Genomic DNA, 19873 nt, shown 5'->3' with positions numbered 1-19873 from the left:
CACTACCTTTCAACCAACTGGAATTTTTTATTAAAGAAGTTCATAAACAGTGAAGTCCCTAAGCTGAACAGTAAATAAACAGCAATCATAATAAGGATGATTTCAAATGTATGCCCTGTCTGATTAATGATTGTATTGCCGATTCCAACAATATCCTGATAAGCAACAGCCATCGCTAAGCTTGAGTTTTTGATTAAGTTTAAGTACTGGCTCGTCAACGGAGGAATGATAATGCGAATTGCTTGCGGAAAAATAATTAATCTTAATGCTGTAGGGCTCTTAAAGCCAAGGGCTTTGGCTGCCTCTGTCTGTCCTTTCGGAACACCTAGGATACCGGCACGTACAATTTCGGCTATATATGTTGATGTATAAATGGACAAGGCGACAAGCATGGACAAGAAACCTATAGATAAGGATGTACCTCCGACAAAAGCATTGCCATCAAATTCCGGAACGGAAATACCAAATGGCCCATTGCCTAATAAGAAATAAGAGATGATAAAGCCGAAAATTAAAAAGCCAATAGCAGTTAAGAGTGGATGTGTATTTTTACCATTATTAATAGTTAACGATGTCAATTTTTTAAACAAAAAAATGGAAACTGCTGCCAATACGACAATTACACCAATCCATATGAGTGTATTATCATAGGTTGTAAACCAAGGAATAGCTGCACCTCTATTTGAAAAATAGAAGGAACCGATTGACGCTGCGTTATCAATTTTTGGCATTGGTAAGAATACTGCAAAGTTCCAAATGAAAATTTGCACTAATAATGGTGTATTACGGAACACCTCCACATATACAGTTGCAAGACTACGAATAAGCCAGTTAGAGGATAGCCGGGCAATTCCCATAAGAACTCCAAGTATAGATGCAATAATTACTCCAAAAAATGACACTTTCAGGGTATTTAACAAGCCAACAACAATTGCTCGGCTATAAGGGTCCTCAGGTGTATAGGAAATCAGCGATTCTGCAATCGGAAAAGAAGCTTTCAGATTTAGAAAATCCAACCCTATCTTCAATCCGATTTGCTCTAAGCCAGATTGAACATTCCGAACCATAAAGACAATAGCAAATCCGACAATTACCACAAATAGTAATTGGATAAGTATTGGTAACATCTTTTTGTTTCTCCACAGGGGGGTTGCTGCAGTTCTTTTATTCTCCATTTGTATGCCTCCCTTAGCTAAAAGAATAGGCCTGCTAGAAAAGCAATATCAGCAGGCCTTCCAAACTGTTATAAAATCATCATCTTTTTAACGGAATGGGATAGAATATAACAGTCCGCCATCACTGTATAATGCGTTTTGCCCTCTTTCAAGCTTGAACACAGTGTCTGGGCCAAGGTTCCTGTTATAAATCTCTCCATAGTTGCCGACTTGCTTGATTACTTGGTACGCAAAATCATTTGATAATCCTAGCTGTTCTCCTAAATTATTACCGCCGACACCGAGCAGGCGCTGAATTTCAGGATTTTCACTCTCCAGGAATTCATCGACATTTTCAGAAGTGATACCAAACTCTTCTGCTTGAATTGTTGCATAAACAATCCAGCTTACAGCATCTTTCCATTTTTCATCATTATCAAGGACTGCTGGTGCTAAAGGCTCTTTCGAAAGAGTAGCATCTAAAATGATATGTGCATCAGGATCTTGCAGCATTGATTGACGTGACACTAGACCAGATTTATCTGTAGTCCACGCATCAATAGAGCCAGATTCGTATGCGGCAATGACTGCATCTGCATTATCAAATGTTTGCGGGGTATAGCTTACTCCAGCAGCCTTCATTTGATCCGCAAGATTCAATTCAGTTGTAGTTCCTGTTTCAACACCGATTGTTTTTCCTTCTAAATCTTCTAAAGAAGTCCAGCCGCTGTCTTTCGGAACCATAATTCCTTGACCGTCATAGAAGGTGACCGGTGCAAAACTTAACCCAACTTCAGCGTCTCTGTTTGTTGTCCAAGTAGAATTGCGGATTAACACATCAACTTCTTTCGATTGTAATGCTGTAAACCGGTCCGTCGCTGATAATGGACGGAATTCGATTTTGCTAGCATCTCCTAAGACACCTGCTGCAATTGCTCTCGCAAAATCAACATCAAATCCAGTGTTTTTCCCATCAGAATCTATGTATCCAAATCCAGGAAGGGCGTCATTGACTCCAGCTTTCAGCGTTCCCCTCTTAATGACCGTATCTAACAAGCTTGACGTCTTTGAATTCTCATCTGCATTCGTATTGGATTCTTCCGAATTCCCCGAGCACCCTGCCAATGCTAATATAAGCACTAACAGCATGCTGAATATTACTGATAGATTCTTTTTCATCCTTGTTCCCCCTATATTTTTTTATAAAAATATCATCTTAACTTAAAAGAATATTCAGATAATTAACCTTACTATCCGAGACTTTTCCCTTAATTAAAATGATACTCATACCAAAATTGTCCTTCTCTTCAAATGTTAATATATATAACATAGGTTTGTTACTATTTATTACAACATGGTTTTATTATACCTAAATTTTAGTCGATTACAATTATTTTTTAGAAAGTTTTAACTTTTTTAAAAAATCTAAACAGTTAGAAATTATATAAATACAACAAAAAACCTTGCTATGCTTAATTTTAGCTAAGCGAAATAATCCATTTACCATAGTATAGTTTCAAGTAATTTAATAGAAATCCTTTCTTTTTTAGGATACACTTACACCATCAACCAACATTGATATTATACTAATATAAAAAAATACCAAATATTCCTTTTAAACATTTGTTTACCTCGCTACAACTCCCATAACAAGTTAAGAAAACTAACATTTAGATACAAAAAACAAGCGATTAAGATAATCGCCTGTTTTTTTTGTTAGGATTCTTCTGAATCCATTGGATTATAAAGTTTAACATCAGGATTTTTATCCTGGAACCAGCGCAACGCAAATTCATTTTCAAACAAGAATGCTTTTTTCCCATATCTGTCTTCAACCAACAGACTTCTGCCACTTGATAAGTTTTCGTTTACTTCCTCATCCACTGTCCATCTGGCAATTTTAGAACCAACATGCTCCATAAGCACATCTACATTATATTCATTTCTCATGCGGTGCTCGAACACCTCAAATTGCAGCTGTCCAACTGCACCAAGAAGATAATCCTCTGTTTTTACTGTTTTATATAGCTGGATTGCTCCTTCTTGAACAAGCTGTTGAATTCCTTTGTGGAAATGCTTCTGCTTCATGACGTTTTTAGCTGTGACACGCACGAAAAGCTCTGGTGTAAATTGCGGAAGCTTTTCATATTGGAAGGTGTTTTTGTTTACTGTCAATGTATCGCCAATCTGGTAAAATCCTGGATCATACAATCCAATAATATCACCGCTTACCGCTTCATTGACAGTGCTTCTGTCATCCGCCATAAACTGAGTGGATTGGGCCAGTTTAATTTGCTTACCTGTCCTTGGCAAATTGACAGTCATTCCTCTGTCGAACTTACCTGAACAAATTCTTAAGAAAGCAATTCTATCCCTGTGTGCTGGGTTCATATTTGCCTGAATCTTAAAGATAAATCCTGAGAATTCTTCTGACAACGGATCAATTTTTCCTGCAGTAGAGCTTCTTGGCTGCGGCGATGGCGCAAAATCCAAATAAGTTTCCAAGAAAGTCTGTACGCCGAAGTTCGCTAAAGCACTACCGAAAAATACTGGTGTCAAATCTCCGCTGTTAATTCTGTCTGCTGAAAATTCATTGCCTGCTTCATTTAGCAGCATGATTTCCTCTAGCGTCTGGTCATACAGGGAATCCTTTTTAATCGGATGTTCTCCCTCAATTTCCCCATCCTTATTTAACGAGATATATTTATCGCCTTCCTCTACACGAAACTGCTCAATTCGGTTATAGTAACGATCATAAATACCTAGGAATTCTTTCCCCATACCAATTGGCCAGTTCATCGGGTACGACTCAATTCCCATTACTTCCTCTAGCTCCGCAAGAAGCTCTAATGGCGCCTTCCCTTGACGGTCAAGCTTATTGATGAATGTAAAAATCGGAATCCCTCTCATACGACAAACCTTGAACAGCTTTAATGTCTGTTCCTCGATCCCTTTTGCAGAGTCAATAATCATGACAGCACTGTCAACGGCAGTCAATGTTCGATACGTATCCTCACTGAAATCTTGGTGTCCTGGTGTATCCAAAATATTAACTCTCGCATTGTTGTAGTCAAACTGCATAACACTTGATGTTACGGAAATACCTCTTTGCTTTTCAATTTCCATCCAGTCACTTGTTGCAAATTTCCCGGTCTTTTTCCCCTTTACTGTTCCAGCATCGCGAATTGCTCCGCCGAACAACAGTAATTTTTCCGTAAGCGTTGTTTTACCGGCATCCGGATGGGATATTATTGCAAAGGTACGTCGGGACAATACCTCATCTTGAAATGTTTTAGACATGTTTTATTCCTCTCTTTTGCACTTTCATTTATGCTCATCTCTTAATAATAGCTCGATACACAAAAGTTTGCAATCCCTTCCCCATACCCTAGTTTTTGCAAAGATTGCATTTTTTTATATGCTGTTAAGCTTTGCCTCTGCACATTCAAGCGTTTGGCCGATTGCTTCGCGGATTAGGAGATCAGCAAGGTAATCAAACTCTGTTTCTTCGTTATTAATAATTATTAATTTACTTCCCGTCTGCTTAGCGAGCAAGGGGATTTGATTCGCTGGTGACACACTCAGTGAAGAGCCTAGCACGATAAACACATCTGATGCAATAGCTGCTTTTTCTGCAAGAAGAAACGGTTTTTCCGGCAGCATTTCTCCAAATAAAACAATGGATGGACGCAATGTGCCGCCGCATTCACATACATAAACCTCATGCAGATATTCGTTGCACGAATATGTTTTTTTACATGTTTGGCAATGGAGCTTTTGCAGAGTCCCATGCAGCTCATACACCTTTTTACTTCCTGCAAGAAAATGAAATCCATCTACATTTTGGGTTATAACCCCTTTTAACAAACCTCTTTTCTCCCACTCTGCCAACAGAAAATGGCCCTTATTCGGCTTAAATTCAGAAATTCCTAATACTCTTTCCCTGTAAAAGGCGATAAAATCTTCTAAATGATGGTTCAGTGCATCTGTGCTTGATAAATATGATTTTTGTTCATTTGTCCATAATCCTTTATCTGCAGACCGAAAATCGGGCAAACCACTTTCGGTTGACATACCTGCACCGGTAAAAACGACAAGGTGGTTTGCATTTTTAATCCATTCTTCCAACATCATGATCAGCTCCAGTTCTAATCTTTACTTTCATTGTAACAACCATACGAAAAGAAAGTAAATTTCTCCTTATTAGTTTTATCTCCTATATAAAGGGAAATGTTTAATGAATGGTAAAGAAGCAAACATTATTTATACAGTACACTTTATACGGAGTTGATGATGTTGTTATTTAAAAAAGATAAAATAGAAACAGGATATAAAAAACATGAAAAAAAAGCGGCTGCACTTGTGGAACAGCCTTCCAGACTAACAGAGCTGTTAAAAAAGGCTGTTCCAAAAGCAACCTCTAACAGAAAGTGGCTATCGTCTCTTTGGGACAAGCTTCAGTTACTGCTTTCGTTAGTCAAGGCATACCAAAACGGCACATATCGGCAAATTAACAAAAAATCAATGGTGCTGATTGTTGCAGGATTATTATATTTTTTGTCTCCATTAGATATTATTCCGGATTTTATCTTTGGCATTGGAATTGTCGACGATGCACTTGTCTTAAAATACGTCCTTTCTGCTGTTAATCAGGAGCTGATTGCTTTTGAAAAATGGAAGAAAAACAGCCAAATTTGATTTATATGATGGAAGATATAGGACAAGTCTTATATATCTGCTATAATAAGCAGGAAAACAGAATGAGAAAAAAAGAATTACTAGGGGAACCAGTGTTGCTGGTTGAGAGTTATCCGAAAGATAAAAACCCTTTGAACCTGATCTGGTTAATGCCAGCGTAGGAAACGGACATTCTTTACATACCTTTGTATTTAAAGCGTTCAGGTTCATGTAACTTGAACTTTTTTTTCGTTTTTATAACAGTTGCCGGCTCACTTTTAACTTAAAGTTATAGTGCAGCAACTCTCCTACTTCGTTACAGGTTCCTAACTTTTTTTCTTACTACAGGAGGAAGCATTATGAAAAAAGCTTTAATGGCTTTTGCCGCAGTCCTGCTTTTAGCAAGCTGCAGCAACACATCAGAAAACAGCAAGGAGCAAGGGGAAGACAAAAAGCAAAAAATCACTGTTGTTCTGGATTGGACACCAAACACTAATCATACAGGACTTTATGCAGCAGAGGAAAAAGGTTATTTCGCAGAGGAAGGACTTGATGTTGATATCATCACACCTGGTGAAGCTGGTGCTGATTCCTTAGTCGCATCCGGAAAAGCAGACTTTGGCGTTAGCTATCAAGAAGGAATTACACAAGCAAGAGTTCAAGGTGTGCCACTCGTATCAATCGCAGCAATCATTCAGCATAATACATCCGGATTTGCTTCACCTGCAGAAAATAACATCAAATCACCTAAGGATTTTGCAGGTAAAACATATGGAGGCTGGGGTTCAGAAGTCGAAGCTTCTGTCATCTCTTCCCTGATGAAGCAGGAAAATACGGATGTTAAAGATGTTGATATTGTTAATATCGGAGATGCTGACTATTTCACGGCAATGAAGCAAAACATTGATTTCGCCTGGATTTATTACGGCTGGACCGGAGTGGAGGCAGAGCTTCGCGGCGAAAAGATTAATATGATTTACTTAACTGATTACAGTGATAAGCTTGATTATTACACACCTGTACTTTCCACAAACGAAAGTATGATTGCAGATAATCCAGAAACCGTCAAAGCTTTCCTGAAAGCAGCAACAAAGGGCTATGAATACACAATAGATAACCCGGACGATGCAGCTTCCATCCTGTTAAAGCATGCACCAGATTTAGATGAGGAGCTAGTGAAAAAAAGCCAAGAGTGGCTGGCATCTAAATACCAAGATGACGCACCTCGCTGGGGGGAACAAAAGCTGTCTGTTTGGAAGAACTATGCTGATTGGATGTATGACAATAAGCTGTTAGAAAAGCAGCTTGATGCAGACAAAGCATTTACAAACGAATTTCTGCCTGAAGGAGGAGACGAATAATGGCAAATGCTTTAATTAGTGTACAAATCATTCCAAAAACAAAAAACGGGGAAAATGTAATTCCCTATGTGGATGAGGCAATTAAAATTATTCAAGATTCTGGTGTTAAATATGAAGTCCATCCGTTAGAAACAACGATGGAAGGTGACATGGATGAGCTGTTTCAAATTATCAGCTCCATGAACAAAAAGATGACAGACATTGGATCGAGCAATGTTATTACCCAAATTAAAGTTCTTTATCAGCCTGACGGAATTACAATGGAAGACTTAACGGGGAAATATCGCTAATGAATAAATTTTTATTAACATTTTGGAGACCGTTACTGGTTCTCCTTCTTTTATTTGGACTTTGGGAAGCTGCTGTAAGGTTTTTTCATATCGAGAACTGGTTGCTTCCCTCTCCTTCGGCGATACTCACGGAAGCGAATGCAAGCTGGGATACTTTTTTCGTTCACTTGATTGCCACTACAAAGCTGTCTGTTATCGGGTTTTTGATTGGTAGTGCAGTCGGACTACTGATTGCTGTCACATTGCATCGGGTGGCTTTTTTCCGGGAAGCTGTGTATCCTCTGCTGATTCTGTCTCAAAACATTCCAACTATCGTGCTTGCACCACTGCTTGTAGTATGGTTTGGTTTTGGTATTATGCCGAAGCTAATTGTTATTACACTCGTATGCTTTTTTCCGATTACAGTAGCCTGTCTTGACGGATTCAGACAAACATCTCCAGAGCTTAAACACTTTATGCAAATGTCAGGCAGCACAAAACGGCAAATGTTTTGGAAGCTGGAGTGGCCTTATGCCCTGCCGTCGATTTTTTCTGGATTAAAAATATCAGCTACCTATAGTGTTATGGGTGCCGTTATCTCTGAATGGCTTGGTTCGAAAGAAGGAATTGGAGTATATATGACTATGGCATCCAAATCATTCCGCACAGACCGTGTATTTGTGGCGATTTTTGCTATTATGGCATTAAGCTTGCTCTTTTTCGTTGTCATTAAACTGCTTGAGAAATGGTGCATCCGCGGCCAAAGCAAGGAGGAGAAGTAAATGGGCAAACTGGAATTAAAAAATATAAGCATGTCATTTGAAAAAAAACCTGTTCTACGAGATTTAAATATGACGGTTCAAGAAGGAGAATTCGTTTCTATATTAGGACCATCGGGGAGTGGTAAAAGCACCATCTTCCATCTCATCGGCGGGATGCTAAAGCCTGATGCAGGAAACATCATGCAAAACGGCAAGGATATTACTGGACAAAAAGGCCATATCAGCTATATGCCTCAAGCACCCTCCTTATTTCCTTGGCGGACTGTATTGGAAAATGTATTGATTACCCAAGAAATTAACGGCAAAAAGGATAAGGCGCTTGCACTGGATATGCTCAAAAAAGCAGGCTTATCCTCCTATGCTAATGCCACTCCTGCTGAACTATCAGGAGGGATGAAACAACGTGTTTCCTTTGTTCGAGCCTTAATGAGTCCGATGCCACTGCTTCTTTTGGATGAACCGTTCGGCGCCCTTGATGAGCTGACGAGATTGGAAATGCAGAAATGGCTCTTATCGTTATGGAGTATGGATAAAAGAACGGTTCTCTTTATTACTCATAATATTGATGAAGCCTTGTATCTGTCGGATAGAATTTATATCCTTCCTTCTAATCCAAACGATAAGCTTATGGAAGCAACGGTGCCGTTTCCTCGGCCGAGAGCAGACGATCTTTGGCTCAATCAGGAATTCTTAGAATGGAAGAAAGATATCTATTATAAACTTAAACCTTCGGAGGTAAAGCAGATTGAACAGAATAATTGATGCTCATATTCATCTTGACCAATATTCCGAGGAGGAAATTGCCAATATCCAAAGAGATGAATCGATAGCTGCTCTTATTGCTGTATCAATGGACAAAGCTTCCTCCATCCGCAATCGGCAATTAAGCAAAAATTTCTCTTTCGTTCACCCGGCATTCGGCTTTCATCCAGAACAGCCGCTCCTAAAGGATAGAGACTTCGCAGACTTATTTGAATGGATTAGGCTGCATCAGCAAGATATGATTGCAATAGGCGAAGTTGGTCTTCCTCATTATGAAAGACAAAAAGACCCACAAAGTTATCCTCTTGAGCCGTATCTTGAAGTACTTGAGCAATTTATCCTGCTCGCCAAGGAAGTGAAGAAACCAATCATTTTGCACTGCATTTATGATGAAGCACCGCTTGCTTTGGAATTATTAGAAAAACACAGCTTTATGGAAGCCCACTTTCATTGGTTCAAAGGAAGCGAAACTACATTAGAGCGGATGAAGACAAACGGGTGCTATATCTCCTTTACACCTGATATTGTTTATGAAGAGGAAATCCAACGTATTGCGGCACAATATCCTCTGCAAAAGATCATGGCAGAAACCGATGGACCATGGCCCTTTGAAGGCCCTTTTCATAACCATAAAACAATGCCTGCCATGATTCATCACACAATGGAGAAACTATCAAAACTAAAGAATATGCCAGCAAAACAAATATATAATCAACTATTGGCTAATACGAAAGCTTTCTATTTTAATATCGAATAAGGAAAACTCCAGCAAATCTGCTGGAGTTTTCCTTCATTATTGACTGCCTGCTTTAATGATTACCATCCCTTCAGCCAAGATTTCCAGATAAAAGATTATTTCATCTGTCTGTTCTAATTCGCGAAGCTCACTAGCAATCCACTCCAAGTTTATATAAAGTAAATGCTTACCTACTCCTCTTGTCTCAAGGACCTCACTTAACCAGATGATATAATCATGGAATATCTGCTTATTTTGAAGAGAAAAGGCCGTTTCCATATACTGAAAATGATAGTTTATATCCTCTCTTGTTCGTTTTCTCCCATTTTCTCCAAACCTTACTAAATCAGGATACTGTTCATAAAACTTAACAAACAGTTTTTCGACGATTTTTTCTTTATCCAAAAGATTCATCTCTTTATCTCTTTATCCCTTCTATGATTTTCTAGTTAACTGATCCAGTATTTATAGTATAATTTATTTACTACAATTTCGAAACTTCATTCATAACGAAGACAATATTCCAGATTGGACGTGACAATACAAAGTGACGCATTTCGTTTCGGCTAAAGAGCTTGCTGGCGCTTTACTTGAAGGCAATATACAAAAAAGCATGGCAATTATTCAGGAACTTGATTATCAAGGCTATAATACTTCTTTTATTTACGATGAATTAATTACACCTGCCATGAATTATATCGGAGAATTATGGCAAAAAAACGAAATAAGTGTTGCAGATGAGCATTTAGCTACAGGTATTTGCGAAATCATACTCTCTCATTTTATGCTGAATATCCAAAAGAACGATGCACTAGCAAAAAAGGCATTATTATTTTGCCTAGAAGGGGAACACCATACGCTAGGGCTAAAAATGGTAGCTTCGACCTTCGAAGAAGCTGGCTGGGATGTCAAAAACCTCGGTGCTAACCTTCCGCTTGAACACGCTGTTTATATGGCACAGAAATGGAAGCCTGATGTAATTGGCATGTCCCTGTCGATGTCTTATTCAATTCCAACTCTCCGCCCATATATTGAACAGCTTGAAGAGCTAACACCACAGCCTGCAATAATTGTCGGAAGCAGACTGCTTCATGATTATAACTTAAGACCATATGCAAGTCCTGCAACCATCTTTATATCAGAACAATCACAGTTGAAATACTGGCTTAAAGATTACAATGAAGAAAGCAGCTTTATTCATTCTGCAAGAGGTGACTCTTTATGATGGTAGATTTATCTTTGATGCCAATGCCATTCTTCCTAATAAACGACCGCTATTCCATATTAGCAAGATCTAATGCAAGCAAAGCGAGGTTTTTTGCTGCTGATAGTTTTCTGGAGCTCGTTGATCTTGAAAGCCGCGAAAAAACGATTGCCTTTCTTACAGACAGCCATGGAAAAACATCAATGGAAGCGAATATGAAAACAAGTGAAGGTTTGGCTCTATGTCAGATTCAATATACATATGATTCAGCTAACAAACATTATTATATCGTTTGTCATTTCATAGACAGCCAATATATCAATCTTTCCTATGAGCTAAACCAGCTAAGAGAAGCATTGCTCAAACTGCAGGCTGGGCAGGATATAAAAATTATGCCTCCAGTCTTAAAGCAGGATAAAGAAAGTCTTGATCATCTTCAAAATCTCGATACAAAGAAAAAGCTGGATAAAGTTAAAAGGTCAACTTCCACAATAGTTGACCTGCTCGGTGTTATTTCCCCGCTCATTATTGAAGATGGAAAAGGGGAATATTCGGAAATGATTTATGATGAGCTGTATGAAATAAAGTCTCTTGTTGATGAAATGAAAAAAGCCCTTTACTAAGGGTTTTTTTCATTTGACAGGAAATCTCATTTCAACAGTTGTACCTACTCCTACTTCACTATGGAAAGTCAGTGTGCCTTTATGGTTATCAATGATTTTTTGACTGATCATCAATCCTAAGCCAGTTCCTTTTTCCTTTGTTGTATAGAAAGGCTCGCCCATTCTTTCTAGCTGCTCCTTCGGTATTCCCTTCCCTTGGTCTGACACTTTGACAAGAAGCTGACCTTCTGTCTCCATTCGGGCAGAAATAGAGATTGCACCTTCTGAATCCATTGCTTCCATTGCATTTTTAATCATGTTGATAAACAGCTGCTTCAACTCTTTTTCATTACAATAAACAGGAGGCATATTCAGTTCATAGTCTAGTGCAAGACTGATATTTTTTAAGATTGCCTGAGTACTCAGCAATACATTGACATCTTCTAGAATTCCTTCTATTTGCTGCTCTTTAAATGCAACAGCTTGCGGTCTTGCTAATACTAGGAATTCACTGATAATCAACTCCAGCCTATTGAATTCTGAGAACATCACTTCCGTATATTCCTTGTTATATGTATTGCTCTGCATCATCAGCTGCAAGAAGCCTTTCAGTGAAGTTAATGGATTTCGAATTTCATGGGCAATACCTGCGGCAAGCTGGCCGACAGCAGAAAGCATTTCTGATTTTTTCAGCATGGCTTCTGATTTTTTATTTTCCGTTATATCCTCAGATGTGCGAAGAATATTAACTAAATTTCCATAAGAATCTTTAATCGGATGAAAACTGACATTCTCCCATCTTTCAATACCATCATCCAAACGGTAAGTAATATTCCCTTCCCAATCATTGCCTGCTTTAATAGCTTCCCAAACTGCTAGAAATCCCTCTGCATTTAAGTATTGCTCGTACACATCTAATATATGCAGGCCTATACAATCGAGTTCTTGCTTAGTCTGAAGCTTAAAGCGCTCATTTGTATATTCAATTCTACCAGCTTTATCGGTAATAATAATGCTTGTCGGACTCTGTTCAATCACGCTGGAAGTCAGACTCAGCTTTTGATTATAGGTTTTAATTTCTGTAATATCGGTAAAAGTAATAACAACACCATCGACAATATTATCGCTCGTGCGGTAAGGCATTGCCTTCATGCCATACCAGTTGCCGTCATAGCTGCGAATTTCTCTTTCCACTTTAGATGTCGTTTTCAATACTTCCTTTGCGTCCTCAAGTAAGGAACCGTACTCTAAATTATGGGAGATATGAAATAACGGACGGCCAATATCCATGTCCAGCACATTGACGATTTTCTGCACTTCTGGTGTAAATAATTTAATGTTGAAACCTTTATCTAAAAAGATCGTTCCTATATTTGTGTTTATTAATAGATTATCCAAGTCATTCGTTAAATCGGTTAACTCGGCAATCTTATTCTCGTATTCATTATTAACGTTTATAAGCTCTTCGTTGACAGATTGCAGCTCCTCATTGGTCGATTGCAGCTCTTCATTAGAGGCAATCAGCTCTTCATTCGTTGATTGCAGCTCTTCATTGGACGTTTCAAGCTCCTCTATTGTTGTCTGCAGATTCTGTTGCGTATAGAATAATTCCTGCTCTAAATCGATGACCCTTTCACTGATTGTGCTGTCATGGTCAAAATAGATAGGTGAGGAAATAATTCCTTTACTTTCTTCTTCCTCATGAAACAAAAGAATCGAAAGAGCATCTTTATCAAGAAATCTTTTAATCGTTAAGTCGAAATATTTTTCTTCCTTGTCAATGACTAACAGCACATTTTTATACGTTACTTCTGATTCGTTTTCTCTTAGTTTTTTTAAACCTGTTCCAATAATGACCGACAGATGGGCTGGAACCATTTTAAAAATACTGTAATTCGTTTCACCAATCGGAACCGATAAAAAACGATTCGCCTTTTTCGAGGTGAGCACCACTTCATTCTGCTCATTTAAAATGATGCATGGATTAATAAAATCATTAACAAGCTTTTGATAAAGCAAGTCTACCTTTCGTCCTGGCAGTGCATCAAAGAATGTGGTAGGTACATGCACATCGGAATTTGTGGTTTCCTTCGCCTTCGTTTTGGAATGAATTGCAGGCTCCTTTAAATCCCATTTATCACTTTGCTTGTTGCGATAGATTTTCCATTTAGAATGGATAGGCTCAAAAAAGCCAGAAAGCTTGCCAACTGTTTCACTTGATCCTAAAAACAGTATTCCATCCTCAATCAGGGAAAAATGGAAAAGCGACAAGATTCTTTGCTGCAATTCAGGCTGGAAGTAAATCATCATATTGCGGCAGCTGATTAAGTCAATATTTACAAAAGGGGAGTCTTTTGAAATATTATGGGGAGCAAACACAATTTTCTTTCTGATTGTTTTCTTAACTTGGTACTTTTCACCGGCAGGCTCAAAGTATTTTTCTTTTATGTATGACGGAATTTCGCTTAACAGTTCACTATCATATATCCCTTGGCTAGCCGTCTTTATAGAATCTTTATCAACATCTGTTGCAAAAATACGAAAATCAATTGAATCTTCAATTGTCTCGATATATTGATCAATAAGCATAGCCATTGTATACGCTTCTTGTCCTGTTGAACAGCCTACAGTCCACACCCGGATTTCTTCTTCACCATTTTTTATTTTTCTTTCTACAAGCTCTGGTATCAGCTTCTCGATTTCCTTAAAGGCTTCTGGATCTCTGAAAAATTGAGTTACACCGATAAGAAGATCCTTTTGCAGTAAATCAATCTCCTCTGGAACCTTAAACAAATAATCACGGTACGCATCTAATGAATGCAGCGGATCTTTAATTACCTTCATTCTTCTTTCGATTCTGCGCAGCACACTGCTTTTTTTATAATAGGAGAAGTTAATACCTGTTTTTTTCAGCAAAATATTAAAGATATGCTTAAGTGACTCTTCACTATAATTTAAGCTGGATGGATCTGTAATTGTCTGGATGATTACAGGAATGTCAGAAGGAGCTTCTACATAATCAGCAACACCTGAAGTGATTGCACTTTTTGGCATGTTATGGAATTTAGCTGTATCTTTTTCCTGAACAAACACAATTCCTCCATTCTCTTTTATGATCTGAATACCTTCTGTCCCATCTGTTCCATTACCTGAAAAAACAATACTTATTGCCTTCTGCTGCTTTTCATAGGCAAGCGACCTGAAAAATGTATCGATTGGAAAGTTATAATGCTTGTCTTTCTCATATTCCTCCAGCTCAAAAACTCCTTCTTTAATTGTTAAGAACTGATTCGGAGGATTTAAATAGATCGTATTAGGAACCAACTGCATTCCTTTTGCCGCCCGTAAAATATTCATGTTCGTTTTTTTGGCGAGCAACTCCGGCATAAAACTCTTATACTTGGATGAAAGGTGCTGTACAATGACAAAGACCATACCTGTGTTTGAAGGCATATTGGCAAAAAACTGTTCAATTGCTTCCAGTCCGCCAGCCGAAGCCCCAATTCCGACCACATAATAGTCATTCATCCTATCAGTATGCTCCGATGAATGGGTAGAGATGTTTTCAGTCATAATTTCCCCCGATTCTATAAAGAATATATGTATTTTTAAGATATAAATTGATGCCCTATGTTATATGTCTATAATTATACTACTCCAACACCTATTGTAATATATGGTAAAAAGTGACAATTGTTTATTCATGATATGTAACTATGTTTTAATTGAATTTTTCCTCTGCTGTCAAACGGTAAATAACCCATCTTCTTTGCATGTCCCCTCACGTCCCTAATTCAAAAAATTTTTTTAGTATTCTTTACCCGTTATTTTTAGGCTCTAAACATTTTTTATCGTTTTTTTTATTTTTTTTATCGAAAAAGCCTGATTCCATGTCTGGAATCAGGCTTACTCCATATACTTACCATTTAAAGCAAGCTGCACCTACAATAATCAAAAGAATAAACAAAACAACGATTAACGCGAAACCTCCGCCGTAACCATGTCCTCCGCATGAATAACCGTAGCTAGGATAACCACATCCACCATATCCGTACATATAGTGTTCCTCCTTATAATTAATTATTTTTATCTCTTAGTAAAGTCCGCCGTAGCCCCAAGAAGCGCCAATGATTACCAACAAGATGAACAAAACTACTAATAGAGCGAAACCTCCGCCGTATCCTACTTCACCCATAATTAACTCCTCCTTTTTTAAATTCCATATATCCTATTCAAACCCCCCAGAATGTGCGATAGTCAAATGCACATTTTTTAGGTTTTTGACTAGTACAAGCAGGCACCCGCACTCTTTCTCATTGCAAAAAGGAGCACAGCTGCTGTCTCACCTATTCGTTCCAATCAACATTCTCTTAGTGAAATATTTTTTCTAAAAAACTAAAAAGGCCTCTCTTAAATTATAGAGAGGCCTTTTAGTTTGTTATTCTGTTTCCTTCATAGGTATAAGCTTAAAGATTTCCTTTGATTCCAGACTGTCTACAAATCTTTCGAGCCAATCATAGTAATTTAGAGCGTACTCGAGTTTTTGGATGTCGCTTTTCGCCATTTCTTTTACTTCTTCGTCGACATCTTCCCGGTCCAATAGCTTGTTTAATTCAGTCAGTGATTTTTTCATTTCGGTTTCATTTTCCGAAATAGCCGCTCTCCACTTAATTGCAAAAAAATCAACAAAGTTTTGGTACCAATCACTTTCTGCCTTGTATAGGTCCTTTCTTACCCCTTTTTTCCATACTTTATCGACCATCTTCAATTCCAATAAAGTTCTGACAGATGTACTCATGCTCGTTTTGCTCATGCCGAGCTCTTCTTTCATTTCATCCAGTGTCATTGGCTGCTCTTGAAACATTAACATTCCATATAGTCTGCCGATTGAATCTGTTACGCCATACAAGTCCATATTTTGAGCAATTACGTCAATTACTCTTTCTCGAGCCCTTTCCAGTTGTTCTTTACCTTCCATTGCTATATTCACATCCAATTTCATCATTCATTATATAGAAGAAAAACGGAGAAACTGATGCTTTGTATCTTTGTGGCAACTCTCCACTTTTTCGCATCTACGTTTGTTCAAATTAATTATTATTCCTTTATAGATTATCATGATTAATAAATTTGTAAAGAAACAATCACAATAGCATTCGGCAGTATTTAAGAGGAATTGTAAGGAAACGTCTATTACAGTACGTACAGTTTTTTCTGTACGTACAGAATGAATGAATTTGACTGAATATAAGCTTTGCGAGAATAAGTTAATTAATACTATACTTATGGAGTGCCAGCTTGACGGTTCCCGAAAAAACGAGGTGAAAGAATGGAAAACAACGTAAAAGTGAAAATTGAAGATGTTACAAAAATCTTCGGTAAAAACAGCAAAAAAGCCATTTCCCTTCTCCAAAAGGGTGAGAGTAAAGGGGAAATATTAAAAAAGACAGGTTCAACTGTCGGTGTTAACAAAGCAAGCTTTGAAATTAAAGCAGGCGAAATATTTGTCATTATGGGATTATCAGGGAGCGGTAAATCAACACTAGTCCGTTTGCTGAACAGACTTATTGATCCCACACTAGGGAAAATCTACATCGATGGCAAGGACATTGTGAAAATGTCTAAGGAAGAACTACGTAAAGTCAGAAGAGAAAAGATTAGCATGGTATTCCAAAAGTTCGCTCTTCTTCCGCACCGCACGATTCTGGAAAATACAGAGTTTGGCTTGGAAATACAAGGGATCGATAAAGCTGCCAGAAAACAGCGTGCATTAGAATCTCTTAAACTAGTCGGCTTAGAAGGTTATGAAAACCAATATCCAGATCAGCTCAGCGGCGGAATGCAGCAGAGGGTTGGTCTTGCGAGAGCACTTGCAAATGATCCAGACGTATTGCTGATGGATGAAGCTTTTAGTGCACTTGACCCGTTAATCCGTAAAGATATGCAGGATGAATTACTTGATTTGCAATCAAATATGGAAAAAACAATCATCTTTATTACACATGATTTAGATGAAGCTTTACGTATTGGTGACCGTATCGCCTTAATGAAGGACGGAACCATTGTCCAAGTAGGTACACCAGAGGAAATCTTAATGAATCCTTCTAACGACTATGTCGAGCGTTTTGTCGAAGATGTTGATCTTTCGAAAGTATTAACAGCAAACCATGTTATGAAACGTGCAGAAGCTGTTAACGTAGACAAAGGGCCTCGTGTTGCTCTCCAAATGATGAGAGACCTCGGAATATCCAGCATTTATGTAGTCAATAAAAAAAGAGTGCTGCTTGGTGCTGTAACAGCAGATGCAGCTAAAAAAGCGGTTGAAAGCAACATACCTCTGCATGAAATATTGGAAGAGACAGTAACAGTAAGCGGGGAAACATTGCTGGTTGACCTCTTCGATAAAGTTTCAACTGCAAGTATACCTGTTGCAGTAACAGACGGGGAACATCGCTTGAAAGGCATGCTTGTCAGAGGTGCTGTTATCGGTGCACTTGCCGGCAATAATGAAAATATTAACAGTTCATTAGAAATGATTGAAACACAAAAAACGGAGGTGCTTAACTAATGGAAAATCTATTTCCAAAACTTCCGGTTGCAGATTGGATTGACACATTTGTAGATTGGCTGACTACCACATTCGCAGTAGCATTCGACGGTATCAGCGAAGGTCTTGAAGTTGTAGTAGATTCATTGGTAGCTGTATTTGCTTTTATCCCTTCCTATATCTTTATTATTCTTATGACATTGATTGCATGGAAATTAGCAAATAAGAAAATCGCATTATTTACTTTAGTTGGTTTATTTCTAGTTGATAATCTTGGGTATTGGGATCCAATGCTTGACACATTAGCACTTGTGCTGTCAGCTGTCATTATTTCGATTATCATAGGGGTGCCGCTTGGAATTTGGGCATCGCAAAAAAATACTGTGAAGCAAATAGTTGTTCCTGTACTAGACTTTATGCAGACAATGCCAGCATTTGTATATTTAATTCCTGCTATTTTCTTCTTTAATATAGGAGTCGTTCCTGGTGTAGTAGCATCTGTTATCTTCTCCATGCCACCTACTATTCGATTAACGATTCTTGGTGTTCAGCAAGTACCTGCTGATATTACGGAAGCGACCGAGTCCTTCGGAAGCACCACAGCACAAAAACTATTGAAGGTTCAGCTTCCCCTTGCCATGCCGACAATAATGGCCGGTATTAACCAAAGTATTATGCTTGCGCTATCCATGGTAGTAATCGCTGCAATGGTCGGAGCTCCTGGGTTAGGTGCTGACGTTTACCGAGCAGTTACTCAAATCCAAATCGGACGTGGCTTTGAAGCCGGTTTGGCAATTGTAGTGGTTGCAATCATTCTTGATAGAATTACACAAAATCTTGGTACAAAAAAACGAGGGGGAATTTAAACACATGAAAAAATTAATAACATTAGTATTTTCAGCAGCATTAGTCTTCGCTCTTGCTGCCTGCGGTTCTAAAGCAGACGAGAATGCTCCCATCGCAGAGCAGGTAGATCACGAAATTATCGGAATTGACCCTGGTGCAGGAATTATGAAGGCAGCAAACAAAGCCAAGGAAGATTATGATTTGTCTGACTGGGAAATTGTCGAAGGTTCAAGTGCGGCAATGACTGCCACATTAAAAAAAGCTTATGATAAAAAAGAGCCAATCATTATTACAGGATGGACTCCGCATTGGATGTTTAATGCATATGATCTGAAATATTTAGATGATCCTAAAGGTTCATTCGGCGAAGATGAAAACATTCATACAATTGTTCGCAACGGTTTAAAAGAAGATATGCCAGAAGCATATCAAGTGCTTGATAACTTCCATTGGGATACAGATGCAATGGGCGAAGTTATGATGGAAATTTATGATGGAACACAACCTGAAGATGCAGCTGCTGCATGGGTGAAAGATAATGCCGATGTTGTAAGTGAATGGACGAAGGGCGTTTCAAAAGTAAATGGCGATAAAATTAAGCTTGGCTATGTTGCTTGGGACAGTGAAATTGCCAGTACAAATGTTATCGGCAAAGTTTTGACTGACCTAGGTTATGACGTTACATTAAGCCAAGTTGAAGCAGGTCCAATGTGGACTGGAGTGGCAGATGGAAGCCTTGATGCACATGTTGCAGGCTGGCTGCCAATAACACATGAAGATTATGCTACTAAGTATAAAGGCAAGTTTGAAGATCTAGGTGCAAACCTAGAAGGCACAAAGCTTGGTTTTGTAGTTCCAAGTTATATGGATATTGATTCTATTGAAGACTTGAAAGCAGAATAATCCATCAAAAGGGTATCCTAAAAAATAGGA

At 38.3% G+C, this 19873-nt stretch carries 20 protein-coding genes and 1 riboswitch; of the genes, 11 read left to right on the top strand and 9 right to left on the bottom strand.

The genetic code is table 11. The annotated features are described in order from the left end of the window. Positions 1 to 2: 2 nt before the first annotated feature. The 4 genes from ACLIJJ_RS07795 to ACLIJJ_RS07780 form a co-directional block, all read right to left on the bottom strand. Positions 3 to 1175: an amino acid ABC transporter permease gene (locus ACLIJJ_RS07795; protein ID WP_233314659.1), complete on the bottom strand. Its 1173-nt coding sequence runs from the start codon at positions 1173 to 1175 to the stop codon at positions 3 to 5. Positions 1176 to 1262: 87 nt separating this feature from the next. Beyond that, positions 1263 to 2333: an amino acid ABC transporter substrate-binding protein gene (locus tag ACLIJJ_RS07790; RefSeq protein WP_233314660.1), complete on the bottom strand. Its 1071-nt coding sequence runs from the start codon at positions 2331 to 2333 to the stop codon at positions 1263 to 1265. A 537-nt stretch (positions 2334 to 2870) separates the two neighbouring features. After that, a complete protein-coding gene (locus ACLIJJ_RS07785) occupies positions 2871 to 4454 on the bottom strand; it encodes a peptide chain release factor 3 (RefSeq protein WP_411410743.1) in 1584 nt (527 codons plus the stop codon). A gap of 114 nt (positions 4455 to 4568) precedes the next feature. Then, the gene (locus ACLIJJ_RS07780; RefSeq protein WP_237942265.1) at positions 4569 to 5285 is read right to left on the bottom strand and encodes an NAD-dependent deacylase; all 717 of its coding nucleotides are present in this window, start codon (positions 5283 to 5285) and stop codon (positions 4569 to 4571) included. A 159-nt stretch (positions 5286 to 5444) separates the two neighbouring features. Between ACLIJJ_RS07780 and ACLIJJ_RS07775 the strand changes: the two genes are divergently transcribed. The 6 genes from ACLIJJ_RS07775 (at position 5445) to ACLIJJ_RS07750 (ending at position 9762) form a co-directional block, all read left to right on the top strand. Next, a complete protein-coding gene (locus tag ACLIJJ_RS07775; protein ID WP_233314662.1) occupies positions 5445 to 5852 on the top strand; it encodes a YkvA family protein in 408 nt (135 codons plus the stop codon). Positions 5853 to 5924: 72 nt separating this feature from the next. Continuing rightward, positions 5925 to 6033, top strand: a riboswitch (TPP riboswitch). Between the two features lie 157 nt (positions 6034 to 6190). Further along, positions 6191 to 7192 (top strand): ABC transporter substrate-binding protein, encoded by a 1002-nt coding sequence (locus ACLIJJ_RS07770; RefSeq protein WP_233314663.1) that lies wholly within the window; start codon positions 6191 to 6193, stop codon positions 7190 to 7192. After that, positions 7192 to 7482: a thiamine-binding protein gene (locus ACLIJJ_RS07765; protein WP_233314664.1), complete on the top strand. Its 291-nt coding sequence runs from the start codon at positions 7192 to 7194 to the stop codon at positions 7480 to 7482. The genes ACLIJJ_RS07770 and ACLIJJ_RS07765 overlap by 1 nt, the downstream gene beginning before the upstream one ends. Beyond that, positions 7482 to 8243 carry an ABC transporter permease gene (locus ACLIJJ_RS07760; protein ID WP_237941132.1) on the top strand — a complete coding sequence of 254 codons (762 nt, stop codon included), beginning with the start codon at positions 7482 to 7484 and terminating at the stop codon, positions 8241 to 8243. Before ACLIJJ_RS07765 ends, ACLIJJ_RS07760 begins: the two co-directional genes overlap by 1 nt. Beyond that, on the top strand, positions 8244 to 9005 hold the full coding sequence (locus tag ACLIJJ_RS07755; RefSeq protein ID WP_237941131.1) for an ABC transporter ATP-binding protein: 762 nt from the start codon (positions 8244 to 8246) through the stop codon (positions 9003 to 9005). Next, positions 8989 to 9762, top strand: a complete 774-nt coding sequence (locus tag ACLIJJ_RS07750) for a TatD family hydrolase (RefSeq protein ID WP_233314667.1) — start codon at positions 8989 to 8991, stop codon at positions 9760 to 9762. The genes ACLIJJ_RS07755 and ACLIJJ_RS07750 overlap by 17 nt, the downstream gene beginning before the upstream one ends. 36 nt (positions 9763 to 9798) lie before the next feature. Here ACLIJJ_RS07750 and ACLIJJ_RS07745 read toward each other — a convergent pair whose 3' ends face one another. After that, positions 9799 to 10146, bottom strand: coding sequence for a hypothetical protein (locus ACLIJJ_RS07745; protein ID WP_233314668.1), 348 nt, complete (start codon positions 10144 to 10146; stop codon positions 9799 to 9801). A 142-nt stretch (positions 10147 to 10288) separates the two neighbouring features. On the opposite strand from ACLIJJ_RS07745, the gene ACLIJJ_RS07740 reads away from it, so the two are divergent. Further along, complete coding sequence (locus tag ACLIJJ_RS07740) at positions 10289 to 10966, top strand: cobalamin B12-binding domain-containing protein (RefSeq protein ID WP_233314669.1); 678 nt, start codon at positions 10289 to 10291, stop codon at positions 10964 to 10966. After that, positions 10963 to 11568 (top strand): hypothetical protein, encoded by a 606-nt coding sequence (locus ACLIJJ_RS07735; RefSeq protein WP_233314670.1) that lies wholly within the window; start codon positions 10963 to 10965, stop codon positions 11566 to 11568. The genes ACLIJJ_RS07740 and ACLIJJ_RS07735 overlap by 4 nt, the downstream gene beginning before the upstream one ends. Positions 11569 to 11577: 9 nt before the next feature. Here the strand turns inward: ACLIJJ_RS07735 and ACLIJJ_RS07730 are convergent, their stop codons facing one another. The 4 genes from ACLIJJ_RS07730 to ACLIJJ_RS07715 form a co-directional block, all read right to left on the bottom strand. Then, positions 11578 to 15120 (bottom strand): CheR family methyltransferase, encoded by a 3543-nt coding sequence (locus tag ACLIJJ_RS07730; protein WP_341075768.1) that lies wholly within the window; start codon positions 15118 to 15120, stop codon positions 11578 to 11580. 346 nt (positions 15121 to 15466) lie between these two features. Continuing rightward, on the bottom strand, positions 15467 to 15604 hold the full coding sequence (locus ACLIJJ_RS07725) for a YjcZ family sporulation protein (RefSeq protein ID WP_233314672.1): 138 nt from the start codon (positions 15602 to 15604) through the stop codon (positions 15467 to 15469). 36 nt (positions 15605 to 15640) lie between these two features. Then, positions 15641 to 15742 (bottom strand): YjcZ family sporulation protein, encoded by a 102-nt coding sequence (locus ACLIJJ_RS07720; protein ID WP_233314673.1) that lies wholly within the window; start codon positions 15740 to 15742, stop codon positions 15641 to 15643. 243 nt (positions 15743 to 15985) lie between these two features. Continuing rightward, entirely contained in the window at positions 15986 to 16552 is a 567-nt protein-coding gene (locus tag ACLIJJ_RS07715) for a GbsR/MarR family transcriptional regulator (protein WP_237941128.1), read from the bottom strand. 324 nt (positions 16553 to 16876) lie between these two features. Here ACLIJJ_RS07715 and ACLIJJ_RS07710 point away from each other — a divergent pair, with 324 nt between their 5' ends. The 3 genes from ACLIJJ_RS07710 to ACLIJJ_RS07700 are packed head-to-tail and all read left to right on the top strand — an operon-like array spanning position 16877 to position 19843. Then, positions 16877 to 18115 carry a quaternary amine ABC transporter ATP-binding protein gene (locus ACLIJJ_RS07710; protein WP_233314675.1) on the top strand — a complete coding sequence of 413 codons (1239 nt, stop codon included), beginning with the start codon at positions 16877 to 16879 and terminating at the stop codon, positions 18113 to 18115. Then, positions 18115 to 18960, top strand: a complete 846-nt coding sequence (locus ACLIJJ_RS07705; protein WP_233314676.1) for an ABC transporter permease — start codon at positions 18115 to 18117, stop codon at positions 18958 to 18960. Before ACLIJJ_RS07710 ends, ACLIJJ_RS07705 begins: the two co-directional genes overlap by 1 nt. Before the next feature lie 4 nt (positions 18961 to 18964). Further along, positions 18965 to 19843, top strand: coding sequence for a glycine betaine ABC transporter substrate-binding protein (locus ACLIJJ_RS07700; RefSeq protein ID WP_411410742.1), 879 nt, complete (start codon positions 18965 to 18967; stop codon positions 19841 to 19843). Positions 19844 to 19873 lie beyond the last annotated feature (30 nt).

Origin of the sequence: Niallia laureatilytica (genome assembly GCF_046613985.1) — a bacterium.
In the GTDB taxonomy this organism is placed as follows: domain Bacteria; phylum Bacillota; class Bacilli; order Bacillales; family Cytobacillaceae; genus Niallia.
Note: the sequence above shows the minus strand (reverse complement) of the source record. Positions and strands in the feature narration are given on the sequence as shown.